This window comes from Vibrio sp. J383, from assembly GCF_023503985.1.
Classification (GTDB): Bacteria; Pseudomonadota; Gammaproteobacteria; order Enterobacterales; family Vibrionaceae; genus Vibrio; species Vibrio splendidus.
This window is the reverse complement of record NZ_CP097293.1, coordinates 2,335,849-2,351,992: the sequence shown is the minus strand read 5'-3', so window position 1 is coordinate 2,351,992 and position 16,144 is coordinate 2,335,849. Positions and strand designations below refer to the sequence as shown.

Genomic DNA, 16,144 nt, shown 5'->3' with positions numbered 1-16,144 from the left:
CTAATGAATGAAAAAGAGCAGTCATTTGGCAGCTCTTTTTATATCTGTCAGCCGACTTTTATACGTTTATGTGCATGAGTATCTTGGTAAAATATTGTTATTTAACCCAATTCACTGCTATAGCTAAATGTATCTTGTTTGATTCAACGGAATGCTATCAATGAGTGATTTATGGATCCTTTAACGCAGGGCGTGTTAGGCGCTTCTTTGTCACAATCGGCCAGCAAAAAACAGAACTTGGTTGTCGCTGGGGTATTAGGTCTACTCTCTGGATTGGCTCCAGATTTAGATGCACTGATTAAGTCACAGACTGATCCTTTGCTGGCTTTGGAGTTTCATCGACAATTTACCCATTCACTCTTCTTTATCCCCATTGGCAGTTTGATCTGTGCCTTGGTTTTGCATCATCTCATTGCAAAAAGGCGCGGGCTTTCTTTCAAACAAAGCTGGCTGTTTTGTACTCTAGGTTACGGCACTCATGCACTGTTAGACGCTTGTACCACTTATGGCACGCAGTTACTTTGGCCTTTGACCAACGCGCGTTTTGCTTGGAATACCATATCAATAATCGATCCTGTTTATACGCTTCCCATCTTAATTTTACTTGTGTTTGCAACGTTGAAACGAGCACCTTGGCTAGCACGTGTTGCGTTTGCTTGGGCTCTAATTTATCCAACATTAGGAATGATACAAAGAGACAGAGCAGAGGCGATAGGGTGGCAATTAGCGGAAGAAAGACAACATACGCCGATTCGATTAGAGGCAAAACCGAGCTTTGCTAATATCTTGGTTTGGAAAGTGGTGTACGAAACAGAGGCTCATTACCATGTAGACGCAGTGCGGGTTGGCACATCGGTAAACGTATATCCAGGAGAATCGATCGCTAAGCTGAACGTTAGCAGTGATTTACCTTGGCTTGACCCTGATTCTCAACAAGCCAAAGACATTGAACGCTTCCGCTGGTTCTCTAATGGCTATATTGCACAGGACCCATCAGATGATCTGCGGATTATTGATGTTAGGTATTCAATTGTACCGAACCAACTGAAAGCGCTCTGGAGCATTAAGCTATCAAAAGCTGTTGATGCAAACACGCATGTAAAATACGAAACGCACAGAGACAGCACACCAGAGTCGAGAAAGATCTTCTTCGACATGCTCACTGGCGATAAATGACTCGTTATGAAGAGTAAAAAGGCTGAGTCAGATAACCTGCTCAGCCTTTTCTATTCGTTTATTTAACCGGTCGATGTTGCATTGATCTGTACCATCAATACTGGACGCTACGTTAAGCGACTTTCCATACCTTTAGTTATCTCTTAATTGTTAATCTAGGGGAAGTTGTAGCTCATTTCTGCCCCAAAACTTGTTAGATAAAATGCTCTAAAAATTTTAGGGGCGTGCGTCTTCCTCTATTTGAACTTTTTTCATTAAGAAAAACTCTTTTCTTGGAGTCATCTTTCAGGTGGGTCGTTGAGTGTATAAGACGTTCAACCATTTCAAAGAGACTCGTTTGGAAAAAGTTAACAACTAAAGTAAGGGAATCAACAAACATCTTTGTGCAAGTTTGAGATAAAATTGCTCCCCTTTGCCTCTATTTCTTATTGTTTTTTCAAAGTTGATTCAAATTGGTCATATGTAAATTCCGCGTACCAATCCAAATAGGAAGGTGCCCCAAAAGTGTGGCTATCATTATGGATGTAGGATTTAACGACTTCATTTTTATTGTAGGGAACCCAAATGCCACAGTCCCACCCATGCATGTATCCGACCATTTTTCTCTTGTTTTCTAAACCGATGCAGGAATTTACACTTTGATAAAAAATACCTTGAGAATCTTGCCCCTCTGAAACATATACTCCGGAGGAGACACCCTCAACCCAAGATGTTGGAAATAAGTCTTGAATACCCAAAACGGCGTGAGTCCTAATTCTTGTTAGGTCTCTCTCAAGCACTAAATATTCACCTTGATTAACCAAGTCTAACTCTTGCATATTTACACAGCCAACTAAGCAAAAAGGTAAAAATATAAGGGATAATTTTGTTTTCATCATTAGTATATTAATATATAAAAATAGCATTGTAATTTATATTTAGACTAAAAAACAATAACCACTCAACAAATCCAAGGATATATTCTAAATTTAATAAACAGCCAATAAAGTGAAAATTATCTGCCCCGAAACTTCTCTGCGTGATCTGAGCTGCACCTGCAAAATTAGACATTTCATAAAGTGACTTTCCATTCCCAAAAATTATCAGCATTTGCCTAATTTAAGTGACTGCCCTAAGAAGGGTTTGTCCAAAAACGTTTTTAAAATTGATCAAACTCTATTGTCCTCTGACAACAATGGCTAGATATAGAGTGAGCATAGGGTCAGATAGAGTTTACAAGTAGGTAGTGGTTAGGGGGGAGTTGGTGATCTTAATTACACATCCCTGTGTAAAGTATTCTGAATTTCAGCTGACTTTAAAGCGCTTCATAAATTGACTAAAGCGTGGAATCAGGTCTTGCACAGTCGGCGCATCGGGAATCTCATTTACAAAAATCATAAAGCGCTGTGCTTTACTTTTATCACCTTGAGCAGTCCCTGCTAGTATTGCTTGAGCTAAAATTACATGCTCAGCGGTAACGTCCTTATTCGAAAATTCGTGAATCAACATAGAAAATCCTAATAAGTATAAATACAAATGTAATAATACAATATATTGATGTCTATATCGATAGATTATGGTATTCATCAATGTCAGATTTGTGTAAAAGCAAGACAGTGATGCGCACCATCAATCTTAGTGACTTTCCATACTTATGCTAATTCGTGATTTCATTGTTAGCATTCTGTTAGTCATACTGATGTTTCAATGGAACAGCGCAATCTGGCAATAGTCGAAATAGGTAAATCGATTTTCGACCTCTTCACTGATAGCGCTCAACCATAATCATAAAACTCAGAGATTGGTTGTGGTGCTCCAACTCTAAATCACTTCAGTCCTAACGTGCATTGCTACAGCCATGTTGTGTCTATTGTAAAATTCTAGTGAACTGATCAGCACATTTATTCAACGTCTCTTTAGGCTGCCCTGCGGCTGCTTGAACAGCAATGCCATTGCTTACTATTGTGACCAAATTAGCGAGCGATGCTTGGTATTCGCTATCTTGTCCAGCAAAGGATACTTGCACAAATGACAACGTTATTTGATATATCCTCTCACTTTGTATTTTCAAAAACTCTTTCACATCAGATGGAAACAAAGGGTTTTCAGTTTCACCTGTACTTTTAATTAGCAAGCAGCCCTTTGGGGTCTCTAAGTTCATAAACAAATCGATTAGAGACTCAAAATAACGTTTAAGCCCTTTTATTCCAGTCGCATCGTTAGGGGGCTGAATTTCCGCATAAACAGGTAAAATGTAGTGCTCTAAATAGTATTCAAGACAGGATTTATAAAGCTTATCTTTACTTCCGAATGCGGCATAAAGGCTTGAGGTATTAATGTTCAGTGCCGTTGAGAGCTGAGCAACAGACGTCCCTCCATACCCTCGGCTCCAGAAAACATACATTGCTGTTTTTAGTGCTAGTTCTTTGTCGAATGCTCTTTTTCTACCCGCGCTCATTTGTGTCTCCTAAAACAACGACAGATTTGGATAATTGACATTCTGAAGTGATCACTTCAGAATGTCAATTATGTAACGATCACTTTAGAATAGGACAAGTCGTGAACTCAAACTTCAATCTGAAAAATTTTATAATCGTAATGCTACTAACAAGCATCTGGATACATGCTGCAGAGGTGGCAAGAGCGATGCTGGTTGCTTTTCCAATGATGGAAGAGTTCTACGCAGGTAAAATCGATATCGGGCCAATGGGAGTCAGTAACGCACTTATCTGGGGGGTATGGGACACCATGATAGCGAGTACACTAGTGTTCATATACTGGCTGTGTGCTCAAGTTTTCGGTCGGAATTTGAAATCTATCTTCATTTCAGCAACGGTAACAACGTTAGCGACTATAGGCGTGTTTTGGGTTGGTTCTGTTAATTCAGGTTTGGGAACTTGGGACATGGCCTTTGTCTTGATTCCGATCGCCTGGGTAGAGATGTTGATCGCAGCTAAAATAGCCGAACGTTTATTCGCGCGCTATCACTAAAAGCGTATTGAGGAAATGTAGTGGTTGAATGAACTTGGCCACTACATTAGAGGTATTTGAAATACCTCGGCTAATCCGTGATTGTTAAGTTCGATTAAGGGATAAAGCCTTCAAATCAACCTAAGTATATTTGAAAATGTGATTAAAAAGGCTGAATCAATAAACTGAACAGCCTCTATCGATTTATTCCATTAAAGGTAACGGCTTCTTAGGTGGTCTTTGAAGTATTGCGCATTCAAGGTTTCACCGGTTGCGCCTTTCACCAAGTCATCGGTGTTAAGCAGGCTGCCTTTACTCCAAATATTCGATTCTAACCAAGTGAAGATAGGTGATAGGTCGCCACTTTCAATCACAGAGTTCACATCGACAGTTTTCTTCATTGAAGCCATGAATTGCGCCGCGTACATAGCGCCTAATGTGTAAGATGGGAAATAACCAAATGCGCCGTCGGTCCAGTGGATATCTTGCATACAGCCGTTAGTGAAATTGCCTTGAGTGCTTAATCCAAGGTATGACTGCATCTTAGTATTCCATAGTTCTGGCACATCGGTGTGTTTGATCTTACCGTTGATCAAGTCACGTTCAATTTCGTAGCGCAAGATAACGTGTGCAGGGTAGGTAAGCTCATCAGCGTCAACACGGATGAAGTCTTTCTTCACGCGAGTGTAGATCTTCTGGAAGTTCTCTTTCTCAAACTCTGAACCTGAGAATTGCTGCCCCGCCAAGTTTGCTAAGTGTCCGATGAATGGGTCGCTGCGGCCAACTTGCATCTCGAAGAACAAAGATTGAGATTCGTGGATGCCCATAGAGCGCGCTTCGCCTGCCGGTTGGCCTGCTAGGTGCTTTGGTAAGCCTTGTTCGTAACGTGCGTGTCCTGTTTCATGCACAATACCCATTAAGCTTTGAACGAATTCCGCTTCGTCGTATCGGGTTGTGATGCGCACGTCTGAAGGGACGCCGCCACAGAATGGGTGAACACTTTCATCCAATCGGCCGTGTTCGAAGTCGAACTGAAGTAGCCTCATGACTTCTAAGCCAAGTGCTTTCTGTTTCTCGGTCGAATAGATCCCAGATGGCGCATTAAATTGCTCGCTCGACTGTTTTTCGATCACTTCGTCAATCAGGTTTGGTAGCCAGGTTTTAACGTCTGCAAACAAGATATCAAGAGAAGCAGAGCTGGTACCCGGTTCATAGATATCCAGCATGGCATCATAAGGCGTTAGGTTCGCTGCATCGGCGCGGATCTGCGCTTCTTCACGAGATAGCTCAACCACTTCACGCCAGTTCTTTTCGAATCCAACCCAGTCGTTGTTACCACGTTGGCTGCGCCATGCATGTTCACATTTTGAACCCGCTAGAGATTTCGTTTCAACCAGTTTTTCTGGAAGTAGGTTCGCTTGTTGCCATTGGCGTTTAATTTCACGTAGAGACGATTGTTGCTCGCCATTTAGCGCTTCGTTTTCAGCATCTGCAATCCAATCGCCAAGCTGTGGTTGCGTCATCAATCCGTGAATATGAACCGAAAGTTCGGCCATCGCTTCACTACGAGCTTGGTTACCACCGGCAGGCATCATTGAAGCTTGGTCCCAACCACAAATAGAGGCGAGGTGTTGAAAGCGTGAACATTTTTGAGAGTGCTCGACTAGTTTTTTGAATGCGCTCATTTGACTACTCTTAATTTGGTTTCTTTAAATGATCCCTAGGACAGCGTCAGCTTTAAGGTTCATCTCTGGTGTACTTTGATTATGGCTCTGCTTTTTAATGACGCTGACCTTCGCAGTCGAAGATATAGCGATAAAAGCATGAGGCAGTACGATGCCTAGAATTTACTATTTCTTAACAAATCAAACTGTTCCATTGTGCACAAAATCAGTGACTTGTATAGCAGATGGCAATTGTTGCTTGCGAATTGTTCAGATAAGCGGTATTGATGATAGATCGCTGAACAACAATGACAATAATATGGATATTTTGAACTTTGAGGCATTTCTAATTGCCATCACTATTTTAACGCTAACGCCGGGTTTAGATACGGCATTGGTGATTCGTAATACTAGCCGCTCCGGCTTAGCTGACGGTGCTATGACCAGCTTAGGTATTTGTGGCGGCCTTTATGTGCATGCTTTTTTCTCTGCCGTGGGGATCTCTGCGATTCTTGCTCAATCAGCTGAACTCTTTCAAGCCGTCAAAATGGTGGGTGCGGTTTATCTGATTTGGCTTGGCTTAAGCAGTTTACGCGCTTTGATGAAAAATGGCGGCGGTATGAAGGTTGGCGAGCAAGCTAAGCAAGCATACAGTGCTAAGCGTTCTCTGCGCGAAGGCTTCCTATCTAATGTACTGAACCCGAAGACGGCGGTTTTCTATTTGGCCTTTCTGCCTCAATTCGTAAACCCTGAAGGTTCACCGTTATTGCAATCTATGTTGATGGCTTCAGTGCACTTTATGATTGCTATGGTGTGGCAATGTAGTTTGGCTGGGGCTCTGAACTCCGCTAAAAACTTGCTTAAGAACGCGAGCTTTATGAAGTGGATGGAAGGTGTGACTGGCATGGTGCTGGTGGGGCTGGGTGTTAAGCTTCTGATGGAAGAGCCAGTATAACCTGAATCGTTTTGGGTATAGGTTATTGAGAGTCGTCCTAAAGGCTCTACACAATTGAATTAAAAAGAAGAAAGCCCACATTAGGTTTGTATATAAACACTGCCGTGGGCTTTTTTGTTACTGGTAAATCGAGTGTTAGATGTGAGCCACTGCGTTATTCAACAACGCTAATGTTCATCTCAGCGCCTTCGAAACCTAAGTCACTCAACTCATCTGCATTAAAGTTGGTGGTAACTTCGATATCGCCAATGCGCTCAGTGGTTTCGTTGACTGAATCAACACTTCTTTTGCTGCGTAAACTGTTAGTAATTGGTGTTGCTTGGCCAATCTCAATGGTGCCTGCAAATTGAGATTCAGCGTTGAAATCACCGGATACGTAGGAGTGGAATGGGCGTAAGCTTCCTCCAGTCGCGTACTGCATGCTTGATAAACCGGCTTCTTTGATCGCCCAGCCCCAGTCCCACCATTTCGTTTCGCCTGGAATGTATCTGTGATCCCATTGGTAACGAATATCGGCTGATTCATTGCTGCTGCGGCCCATAGTGAAGGTGTGAGCTTTGTACGGGCGGTTGTCTGGATGGCTGTGCCATGCGTTACCACCCCAACGTAGGAAGCCGTTAAATTCAACATCGTAACTGATGTCGGCGTTGAATCGGTACGGATAAGAAATGGTTGAACGATACAACTCAACTCGAATCGGCAGCTCTGAATTCGCTGGAACCATAGGACGAGCTTGTAGTGTGACTTGCTCGCTCGTAGAGTTACCATTGGTTTCAGCGAAGCTCTGATTCGCTTCTAATTTAATCGTTAGCTTAGTCTCGCCAACCAAAGGCCATTTGAATGTATTCTCTGTTTGAACACTTTCGGAGAACCCATAGCTATTCGTTTTCGACCAATTTGTAGACTCATCGACTTTTAGGTCGACAACGACTTGCTGCGCGATGTCGCTTCTGTTTCTCGCGGTAGCGTAAACTGTTTTAACCAGTTCACGATCGGACTCGACGACATCGCCGTGCCAAAAGTTATTGTCGTTAACGGTGTAGGTAAAGTTGTCGACGGTGATCTTAGTCTTTTCGTTACAGCGATAACCATCACAAGAACCACTGTTGTTACCTTGTATTATCCAAGAGTCACCCGAGCGCTTAATCGTCATGTCTTCGCCAACATACTGACTGTTGTTACCGCCAACCCATGCATAACCTAGGTTGTGAGCTAGATAGCTAAGAGGGCGTACAAAATCATTGCGGTTGTTCACTAAGTCATATTCAACGTCTATCTCGCTGCCTTCTGTGACGGCTTTAGCAGAGTAATTTGGTATTTCAGATTGGTCATTGTTCGGATAACAGAACGTCGACCCGCTGTTTGATTGTTTAATTTCGCCATGATAACCCGGCCCCATGATTACCCAGTTTCCTTTTAACCCAGTAATCTGCCAAGTGCCCATACGAGCGACCAAAGCACTCTTCTGCTCTTCGGCTTCATAGCGGTCTAAAGGACGATAACCAGAGCGACATACATCTTCACCAAGTTGGTCAAACACTATTTGGTCCGGGTACACCTTTGCGTTTACCCCGGTTGATAGAACAGACAACACTGCGGTTGCTAAGAGACTTCTGTTTATACTAATCATTAACAATTCCCTCGTTTGTAATTTTTCTATTTTGATAATGTTTTGTGTGCCGTGTAGTTAACAAGACAAGTTCACTTTTTCATGTTGATAAATAGATAGATACTGAAAAGGCTTGAATTAATTTACCCTTTAAATTCATCGGGTTGTATTATTGAATGTGTTTGTAGGGTGAAAGTGTATGCAACTTAAAGGAAATTATTTGATGGGGCTCAAACCGTTTTTAGAAAAATAGAGTGTTATTATTTGGGCATAAACGTCAAAACGCTTTGATGTTATTTCGTTACGCTTGATGTGAATGGTTAAGTAGAAAGTTAGATATAACCATTCACAATTTTCGTAACTTTAAGGCGGGTATTTAGCCATAAGGTGTCTAAATCTAGATTGGATACCTTGATGTGCGACCTTTTTAACACTGAAACATTTTAAGTCAGGATAAAATCGTCGTTGTATTACTGATAGAAGAATAAAAATAACCATCCGTTTTCTATGTGTAACATCGACAAGGATCATCATTTGATAATAATGTAGCGGTTACTGGTGGCCAAACTGTTCCTAATTATCGCTTAGCCAGAAGTTGTGTTCGGCCTGTATTACACGTTTTTATTATGGCAAATAAATCATTTGAACTTAAGATATCAATCTTTACCGTTAATGGGTCATTGTTGATTAAAAGATAAGGCGACAATAGGCTGTCATTCATTGTTTTATTTATTTTTTGTACAGAGACTAAGTCTATGGTGCCAGATATAGAAAAGAAAAATGATTGAGAAGGGTTAGCTTTTCCTTTGAATCTCAGGACAATCGGGTTGGGCATGTTGTCGTCCTGGACTGACATAAGATGCAGGACTTCGTTGTTACTTATTTTTGTTAATCCATCGGTACGTAATACATTGTCATCCACTATGAAGTCCACCACGCTATGTTGATAGCGATGCTCTTCTTTTGGTTGGGGCGAAGGGATATTCCATATACCAACTAATAAAGCGAATGCAGAAATGAGTGCAACGAATGGCATCATAGTTGGCCTCTCTCTAAGAATAGCGCCAGCTCGGTGCTGGCTTGATCCAATTGTGTTGACGTGTAAAAGATATTGACAGACTGGCGTGTTGCTTTGTTGAGTACGGAGAGTTCTGAATAGCCGGGCTCTTCGCTAACGTACGCCACACAATCACATTGATACTGATAGAGGATGCTTTCTAGCTCAGGAGTCATCGCCATTTCAGGATCTTGGAAAACTTGTACTTGACCAATCCACTGCTCGTTGAGTCGATTAACAGGGTTGATATCACTGAGGTTTCTCTCATTAACTTTAGCGAAAGCCAACAACGCAGATGCCAGCAGCAAACATCCAGTAGTGAAATAACACAGTCTATTTCGGTATGAGCCGACTTGATGATAAGCAGGTGTCGCCTGTTTAGATTCAGATTCATGGCTACTTGCAAGAGAGAGCGCAATACTGCTTTGACCTTGTGAACTGTCATGACCTAGTGAACTGCTATGACCTAGTGAACTGGTATGACATAGTGATATGTGGTCGCTCACTGGAGTGAGAGGAATAGTGGCTCCAATTTGTGGTTGCGATTCGATCAAGACACAACCATCGATAAGGCGGTAACCAACCTTTGGCACAGTCACGATTGGCGTCTCTTTGATACCGAGCTTAACGAATCCTTGGCGAAGCAAGCTGATACATTTCGCTAGTGACGTATCACCAATGAATTCGCTTCCCCATGCGAAACTAATAATATCTTGTTTGCGCACAATTTCGGGAGATTTTTTAAGTAATAACTCTAAAACGCGAGTCTCACGATATCCTATTTTAATAGAACGTTCGTCGTTATAAATACGGTTTTTAATTGGGTCAAATCTGATCATATAGCCAACATTTTATTTTTATTATAATTCTCTCAAGAGTGTAGATGACTATAAACTGACTCATATGTGAATTAAAGTCACATATTTTATTATGGTGTCTTTTTGTGTGGTTGGAACAAAATGTTTCTTATTCGTTTATGATAAAAATGACGCTATTTAGACACAACCTGTTAAATATAAGTAACATCTAATTAAGCGTTGGTTTTATTAGTGGCCTTTTTATTAGTCTTTGCATTATTTTAATTAGAACAGTCGCCGAATAAATATCTTATTATATTTGTGGGTATATAGGGCAAGTAATAATGTAGTCACTTTAAGTGTTGAATCAATAAAAAAGCCCGCATTTATTGCGGGCTTTGTATTCAATCAATTCAAGTTATGCTTTAACGGCTTCACAATCATTTGAAGAAGTTAAAGGTTTGAAGAATAGCTTTGTTTCTTCGATGACAACGTGGCGTAACAAGATAAGACCGATTAGGTTAGGAATAGCCATTAGGCCGTTCACGATATCCGCCATCAGCCAGATCATGTCGAGCTTTAGGAATGCACCAGAGGCAACCAACGCAATGAAGATGATTTTGTAAGGCAGTACGGCTTTGGTACCTAGTAAGAAAACAACACAGCGCTCACCATAGTAGTTCCAGCCTAAAATCGTTGTAAACGCAAAGAAGATTAAGCCAATCGAAACTAACATTGGACCTAAAGTATCGGCGTTTAAACCCACAGCGAATGCATGAGTGGTCATCGCTGCACCAGAGAGGTCGGTTTGCCAAGCACCCGTTAAGATAAGCGCCAAGCCTGTCATCGTACAGATGATGATGGTGTCAAAGAAGGTACCTGTCATCGAGATAAGGCCTTGCTTCACGCACGAGTCCGTTTTAGCCGCTGCTGCTGCCATAGGCGCGCTACCTAGACCAGATTCGTTCGAGAATACACCACGAGCGATACCTGATTGGATAGCAAGCATGATGCTTGCACCAAAGAAACCACCAGTTGCAGCGGTGTTGGTAAACGCAGAGGTAACCACAAGGGTAATGGCATTGAGTAGTTGGTCGGCATTGGAAACCAGAACGCTTAAACACGCGACGATGTACATGATAGCCATGGTAGGAACGACTTTTCCTGCGACCTTAGCGATAGATTGAATGCCACCAAGGGTTACCACTGCCACCAATATCGTAAGAACGACAGCAGACATTTCACGAGAAGCACCAAATGAAATTTCAGTCGCGTCTAAGATAGCGTTAACTTGTGGGAACGTACCAATACCGAAGCAGGCAACCCCCAAAGCGAAGATAGCGAACATTACCGCTAAGATTCGTGAGCCGACACCGTATTGCAGGTAGTACATTGGGCCGCCAACCATTTCGCCATTGCTATCGGTTCTACGGTATTTAACGGCAAGTAGACATTCTGCGTATTTGGTCGCCATACCAAATACAGCGGCAAGCCACATCCAGAATAGGGCACCAGGGCCACCAATCTTGATTGCGGTCGCTACACCTACGATATTACCTGTACCAATAGTTGCGGAAAGTGCAGTACACAAAGCGGCGAAACTCGATACGTCACCCGTACCTGATTTGTCTTTGGTGAACACCATTTTTAGCGCGGTTGGGAGGTGTCTAAACTGGAGTAAGCCTAAGCGAAAAGTAAAGTAGATCCCCGTTCCCACTAGCAGAATAAGCAGCGGTGGTCCCCAAACGAATTGGTTGATGGTTTGAAGTGTAGCTTGTAGATGGTTCATAGTTTCCCCTTAATAAATTAAAAATTTAAGGAGAAGAGGGAAGGCAGTGCAGATCACAGGGATCGATAGCACTACTTAATACATACGGATTTCTAGATAGAATTCTTTTGTTAATTAAGGCTGTTGCTTTCCACTCCTCTGTCCTTTTGCCTGAGAGTTTCACTTAGCGAATCACTTATAGATAAGTAACGGGCACTAAGCTTGCTCCTTCGGCGACCGCTTGCTACAAAAAAGTAGTACGGTTCTCTCCAGAGGTTCCTCCAACGACAGTCCTCACTTTTCTGGATTTCTCCAGCACAAAGCGCCTGAAAGATTTACTTCTTCGGCGGGTTTATCTAACTAAATGTTAATATTTAGTTAAAAAACCACTCTCCTGCAGTCTTCATCGGAACAATTACCTAAATAATTAGGTAATCTGTAAGCGTATCCTAGATCATATAAAATGTGATGTCAGCTACAAAATATCTGTTTGCTCAAATGTTGTTCAACTAAATGATCAAACAACGAGTCTCTGACGTAACTTGCTTATTTAAATGGTATAAAATAGAGAAACAAGGAGGAGTTATGACTCGATTAATAGCGATTGTTTTTTTATTGGCTTTGGCATTTGTGCTGTTTCGTTACCGGACAAACGAAAAACTGCAAAAATGGGTAGTGATTGTTATCGTTAGCAGCTTCCTTTTGTATACTGCTAGCCTGATGATTTCGGAGTTAACTCGTTAAATCTGTCTGTGAGCAGATAGGATAAACGTGTTAGCAAAGCTCAAGTGCTTCTGGCTTGGGCAATAGGTTTAGCTGAGCTTAAAGTATCAGTATCAGTATCAGTATCAGTATCAGTATCAGTATCAGTATCAGTATCAGTATCAGTGACCGTGTAACGTTAAACAAATTTTTGGGAGTACCCGCTAGTGAACCAGCAATCTGGACAAAGCGAACAAGATGAAGTGGTTGTTATTGAAGAACGCGATAAGCGCAGTCAGCTTTATATCGGCATTGCTGCGGTTATAGGTTTGGCGTTAGGTGGCTTGATCGGTTCTACAATCACGGCTTCGAAGTGGGAGTCCACTTATCAGGTACTCGAAACTCGTTATCAAGAACTGCATGACAGCAAAACACAGTTGATGACATCCGTTGAAACTAAAGTGGCAAAAGTCGATACCGAAATCGATGCAAAAGTAGAAGCCGCTCTAGTAAAACAAACAGAAGAACATCAAAAAGAGCTCCAAGACCTAGCGAAGCAGTCTTCGGTTTTAGAGAAAGCGAACTACTCGTTAGAGCAGCAGCTAAACGAACAGAAGCAAACGTTAGAGCAAACTCAGCAAGACAACCAGAAACTTAATCGTCAGGCTGACATGCAATCGACCTTGTTTGAGCGTTCGCGTGAAGTTTTCCGAAAAGAATTACAGATCTCTCAAGAACTTGAAAAGCTTGAGAAAGAAAAAAATGAACTTGACCAGAACCTTGGTTCTCTAAAGAAAGCGTGCGACGTTTTCTTAGATGGCACATCATGGGATGCTAAATCTGACGCGTGTGAGAAGCAGGATAACGCCAACTCTCGTCTGAGTGATATCAGACAAATGATTGAAGTCCACACCATGGATCTTAAGCAGATCAAAACGCTCACTGAAGAAATGGGTCTATAAGCCACAGGCTTTAATCAACCCAAAGATAGTTTACGGTAAATATTGAAACGCCCACATCACACACGTGATGTGGGCGTTTTGCGTTCTCTCGGGAGCATAGATCCGGCGCTTTCTCATTATTGATTATTTGAGTGTTTTCATTGTTTGCTTAGATATTTGTGAATAGTTACGTATATCCACAACGATATGTTACTTGTTGTCTATTAAATGACTTTGCATACATATTTTCAGATCAGAGTCGCTGCATAATAGTGTTATTCAGGATGAACACGCAGTCGATTGCTAGCTCGCATTTGGCTGCTTTGACGACAAGGGATGAAGTGATGCCAGAGTATCTTTGTGAGAACTGCACCATAGCTTATTGTTTCGATGATTGTTGTTCGCCATTAGCGCAAAAAGAGATGATCGAAGTAGAAGAATTAGTTCGTCGTGTTGACGTTGAACATGATTGTGAAAAGAGTGAAAAGAGCGAGCAAGGCATTGAGGGTAGTAACTAGCCCAACCATTCAGGCATAAAAAACCCCCACAAGCAAAGCTAGTAGGGATTTGGATAAGTTGCAGTCCTGTTCTCGCTTTCTCAAGCAAAGGGTCTTACAAAAATTTTTAGAACAGTCTCGTTTATTAGAACTGTATCGTTATGAGACCTAAACTAGTTATCAGATCAACATCATTCTACTAAACGTTATTTATCGTAAGTTTTGATTTCACCTGATTTCACACGAGCAACAAATGATTGCAGTTCTTTCTTCACAACTGGCATTAGGAAGTACAGACCAAGAATGTTGAAGATTGACATCGCAAAGATAGCCGCATCAGAGAAGTCGATTACCGCGCCAAACTGAATCGTCGCACCAATAACAACAAACACACAGAACATCACTTTAAAAATCAGTTCCGTTGTTTTGCCTTCACCAAATAGGTAAGTCCAAGCCTTAAGACCATAGTACGACCAAGAAATCATCGTCGAGAACGCAAACATGATTACCGCGAGAGCAAGTGTGTATTTAAATACTTCTGCCGTTTCAGTAAATGATGCAGCAGTCAACGTTACACCCGTTAAACCTGTTCCATCATATGGACCTACGTTTAAGCCAGCGATAGTGATTACCAATGCCGTCATTGTACAAATGATTACCGTATCAACGAATGGTTCTAGTAGTGATACAAGACCTTCAGTGATTGGTTCTTTTGTTTTTACTGCTGAGTGAGCAATTGCTGCTGAACCTACACCTGCTTCATTTGAGAATGTTGCACGTTTTAGACCTTGGATTAGGGCACCAATAAATCCACCAACCACACCTTCACCGGTAAATGCACCTGTAAAGATTGCGCTGAACGCAGGGCCAACTTGATCAAGATTAGAACCGATAACAATCAGAGCCATACCGATATACAGAGCAGCCATCCAAGGAACAACTTTTTCTGTTACAGACGCAATAGAAGGCATACCGCCAACGATAACGGAAAACACTAAGGTAGCGAGTACAAGCCCTGTGATGACACCGTATTCACTTGGTACATCGAATGCGTAAGTTAACATGGCATGTGCTTGGTTAGCTTGGAACATGTTACCGCCGCCCAACGCACCCAAAATACACATTAACGCAAAACCAATTGCAAGGGCTTTACCTAGTCCACCGAGTCCTCTTTCGCTCAGGCCTTGGCTTAGGTAGTACATTGGACCACCCGAAACGACACCTGAAGGTAAGATAGTTCGGTATTTCACACCTAAAGTACACTCACAAAATTTAGACGCCATACCCAGAAGACCACACAAGATCATCCAGAATGTCGCACCAGGGCCACCAATCGCGAGTGCTGCACCTACACCTGCAATATTACCAAGCCCGACGGTTCCTGAAAGCGCGGTTGTTAATGCTTGAAAGTGAGATACTTCGCCATCCTCTTTGGAGTTAGGGTCGGTATACTTACCTTTGATAATGTCTATGGCCATGCCAACACGTTTAAATTGAACAAAGCCAAAATAAACAGTAAAGATAATCGCGGCGAGCAATAGCCAGCCAACAATGATTGGGAAGTTTGCTTCACCAAGTGGGACACTTTTAAATATTAGTCCAACGAACCACCCTGTGTAGTCATTGAAAAAACCATCAACACTTTGGCTCAAGTTACTGATACTTTGACTAAATGATCCTTCTTCTGCAAATGCACTGGAACTAAACAATAATATAAACCCCAAAAATAATTCACGTAAGTTTTTCATGGTTTTCCCTGTCTTTTTATTAAATTATGTTTGCTGCTGTTGTGTTTGTTTTTTATTTGATTTTTTACATTTCAGTGATTTATCTACTTCATTCGACGGCAACATAAACGGCTGTAGCTAGGTCGAAAAACGAAATAAATATAAGTACTGATCTTGCTTTGTATGGATATCCTTTTGGTATGTGAACCAATAAGACTATGGTATTCGGCCTACCAAGTCCTACTGATAATCCTATACATAAAAATAATACCCTCAAAGAAATTTTTACAATAAATTTACAA

General features: G+C 41.8%; 15 protein-coding genes and 1 riboswitch. Of the genes, 6 read left to right on the top strand and 9 right to left on the bottom strand.

What is annotated here, in order from left to right:
• Window positions 1-171 precede the first annotated feature (171 nt).
• Window positions 172-1,176 (top strand): metal-dependent hydrolase, encoded by a 1,005-nt coding sequence (locus M4S28_RS10715; RefSeq protein WP_249631778.1) that lies wholly within the window; start codon window positions 172-174, stop codon window positions 1,174-1,176.
• A gap of 425 nt (window positions 1,177-1,601) precedes the next feature.
• On the opposite strand, the gene M4S28_RS10710 is transcribed toward M4S28_RS10715, so the two are convergent.
• The 3 genes from M4S28_RS10710 to M4S28_RS10700 form a co-directional block, all read right to left on the bottom strand.
• Window positions 1,602-2,054: a hypothetical protein gene (locus tag M4S28_RS10710; protein WP_133149037.1), complete on the bottom strand. Its 453-nt coding sequence runs from the start codon at window positions 2,052-2,054 to the stop codon at window positions 1,602-1,604.
• Between the two features lie 406 nt (window positions 2,055-2,460).
• Entirely contained in the window at window positions 2,461-2,664 is a 204-nt protein-coding gene (locus M4S28_RS10705; RefSeq protein WP_102464631.1) for a pyrophosphatase, read from the bottom strand.
• Window positions 2,665-3,022: 358 nt separating this feature from the next.
• Window positions 3,023-3,613, bottom strand: coding sequence for a TetR/AcrR family transcriptional regulator (locus M4S28_RS10700; protein ID WP_102465991.1), 591 nt, complete (start codon window positions 3,611-3,613; stop codon window positions 3,023-3,025).
• Between the two features lie 140 nt (window positions 3,614-3,753).
• Between M4S28_RS10700 and M4S28_RS10695 the strand changes: the two genes are divergently transcribed.
• Window positions 3,754-4,146 (top strand): hypothetical protein, encoded by a 393-nt coding sequence (locus M4S28_RS10695; protein ID WP_249631777.1) that lies wholly within the window; start codon window positions 3,754-3,756, stop codon window positions 4,144-4,146.
• 191 nt (window positions 4,147-4,337) lie between these two features.
• Here the strand turns inward: M4S28_RS10695 and M4S28_RS10690 are convergent, their stop codons facing one another.
• Window positions 4,338-5,810: a carboxypeptidase M32 gene (locus M4S28_RS10690; RefSeq protein ID WP_249631776.1), complete on the bottom strand. Its 1,473-nt coding sequence runs from the start codon at window positions 5,808-5,810 to the stop codon at window positions 4,338-4,340.
• A 298-nt stretch (window positions 5,811-6,108) separates the two neighbouring features.
• On the opposite strand from M4S28_RS10690, the gene M4S28_RS10685 reads away from it, so the two are divergent.
• Window positions 6,109-6,744 carry a LysE family translocator gene (locus tag M4S28_RS10685; protein WP_249631775.1) on the top strand — a complete coding sequence of 212 codons (636 nt, stop codon included), beginning with the start codon at window positions 6,109-6,111 and terminating at the stop codon, window positions 6,742-6,744.
• Between the two features lie 154 nt (window positions 6,745-6,898).
• Here the strand turns inward: M4S28_RS10685 and M4S28_RS10680 are convergent, their stop codons facing one another.
• From M4S28_RS10680 to M4S28_RS10665, 4 genes are all read right to left on the bottom strand, one after another.
• Entirely contained in the window at window positions 6,899-8,374 is a 1,476-nt protein-coding gene (locus M4S28_RS10680; protein ID WP_102481848.1) for an aerolysin family beta-barrel pore-forming toxin, read from the bottom strand.
• Between the two features lie 556 nt (window positions 8,375-8,930).
• Complete coding sequence (locus M4S28_RS10675; protein WP_004733570.1) at window positions 8,931-9,392, bottom strand: hypothetical protein; 462 nt, start codon at window positions 9,390-9,392, stop codon at window positions 8,931-8,933.
• Window positions 9,389-10,249 (bottom strand): winged helix-turn-helix domain-containing protein, encoded by an 861-nt coding sequence (locus tag M4S28_RS10670; RefSeq protein WP_249631774.1) that lies wholly within the window; start codon window positions 10,247-10,249, stop codon window positions 9,389-9,391. Before M4S28_RS10670 ends, M4S28_RS10675 begins: the two co-directional genes overlap by 4 nt.
• A gap of 376 nt (window positions 10,250-10,625) precedes the next feature.
• The gene (locus M4S28_RS10665; protein ID WP_102463741.1) at window positions 10,626-11,996 is read right to left on the bottom strand and encodes an alanine/glycine:cation symporter family protein; all 1,371 of its coding nucleotides are present in this window, start codon (window positions 11,994-11,996) and stop codon (window positions 10,626-10,628) included.
• 128 nt (window positions 11,997-12,124) lie between these two features.
• A riboswitch (glycine riboswitch) is annotated at window positions 12,125-12,258 on the bottom strand.
• Window positions 12,259-12,560: 302 nt separating this feature from the next.
• On the opposite strand from M4S28_RS10665, the gene M4S28_RS10660 reads away from it, so the two are divergent.
• From M4S28_RS10660 to M4S28_RS10650, 3 genes are all read left to right on the top strand, one after another.
• A complete protein-coding gene (locus M4S28_RS10660; protein ID WP_004733573.1) occupies window positions 12,561-12,719 on the top strand; it encodes a hypothetical protein in 159 nt (52 codons plus the stop codon).
• 185 nt (window positions 12,720-12,904) lie between these two features.
• Entirely contained in the window at window positions 12,905-13,639 is a 735-nt protein-coding gene (locus M4S28_RS10655) for a chromosome partitioning protein ParA (RefSeq protein ID WP_108162212.1), read from the top strand.
• Window positions 13,640-13,902: 263 nt separating this feature from the next.
• Window positions 13,903-14,136, top strand: a complete 234-nt coding sequence (locus M4S28_RS10650) for a hypothetical protein (protein ID WP_249632745.1) — start codon at window positions 13,903-13,905, stop codon at window positions 14,134-14,136.
• Window positions 14,137-14,321: 185 nt separating this feature from the next.
• Here the strand turns inward: M4S28_RS10650 and M4S28_RS10645 are convergent, their stop codons facing one another.
• Entirely contained in the window at window positions 14,322-15,863 is a 1,542-nt protein-coding gene (locus M4S28_RS10645; protein ID WP_249631773.1) for an alanine/glycine:cation symporter family protein, read from the bottom strand.
• Window positions 15,864-16,144 lie beyond the last annotated feature (281 nt).

Excerpts from the sequence above, each read along its gene's own strand:
- M4S28_RS10715 (WP_249631778.1), top strand. The coding sequence starts at position 172 with ATGGATCCTTTAACGCAGGGCGTGTTAGGCGCTTCTTTGTCACAATCG.
- M4S28_RS10710 (WP_133149037.1), bottom strand. The coding sequence starts at position 2,054 with ATGATGAAAACAAAATTATCCCTTATATTTTTACCTTTTTGCTTAGTT.
- M4S28_RS10705 (WP_102464631.1), bottom strand. The coding sequence starts at position 2,664 with ATGTTGATTCACGAATTTTCGAATAAGGACGTTACCGCTGAGCATGTA.
- M4S28_RS10700 (WP_102465991.1), bottom strand. The coding sequence starts at position 3,613 with ATGAGCGCGGGTAGAAAAAGAGCATTCGACAAAGAACTAGCACTAAAA.
- M4S28_RS10695 (WP_249631777.1), top strand. The coding sequence starts at position 3,754 with ATGCTACTAACAAGCATCTGGATACATGCTGCAGAGGTGGCAAGAGCG.
- M4S28_RS10690 (WP_249631776.1), bottom strand. The coding sequence starts at position 5,810 with ATGAGCGCATTCAAAAAACTAGTCGAGCACTCTCAAAAATGTTCACGC.
- M4S28_RS10685 (WP_249631775.1), top strand. The coding sequence starts at position 6,109 with ATGGATATTTTGAACTTTGAGGCATTTCTAATTGCCATCACTATTTTA.
- M4S28_RS10680 (WP_102481848.1), bottom strand. The coding sequence starts at position 8,374 with ATGATTAGTATAAACAGAAGTCTCTTAGCAACCGCAGTGTTGTCTGTT.
- M4S28_RS10675 (WP_004733570.1), bottom strand. The coding sequence starts at position 9,392 with ATGATGCCATTCGTTGCACTCATTTCTGCATTCGCTTTATTAGTTGGT.
- M4S28_RS10670 (WP_249631774.1), bottom strand. The coding sequence starts at position 10,249 with ATGATCAGATTTGACCCAATTAAAAACCGTATTTATAACGACGAACGT.
- M4S28_RS10665 (WP_102463741.1), bottom strand. The coding sequence starts at position 11,996 with ATGAACCATCTACAAGCTACACTTCAAACCATCAACCAATTCGTTTGG.
- M4S28_RS10660 (WP_004733573.1), top strand. The coding sequence starts at position 12,561 with ATGACTCGATTAATAGCGATTGTTTTTTTATTGGCTTTGGCATTTGTG.
- M4S28_RS10650 (WP_249632745.1), top strand. The coding sequence starts at position 13,903 with ATGAACACGCAGTCGATTGCTAGCTCGCATTTGGCTGCTTTGACGACA.
- M4S28_RS10645 (WP_249631773.1), bottom strand. The coding sequence starts at position 15,863 with ATGAAAAACTTACGTGAATTATTTTTGGGGTTTATATTATTGTTTAGT.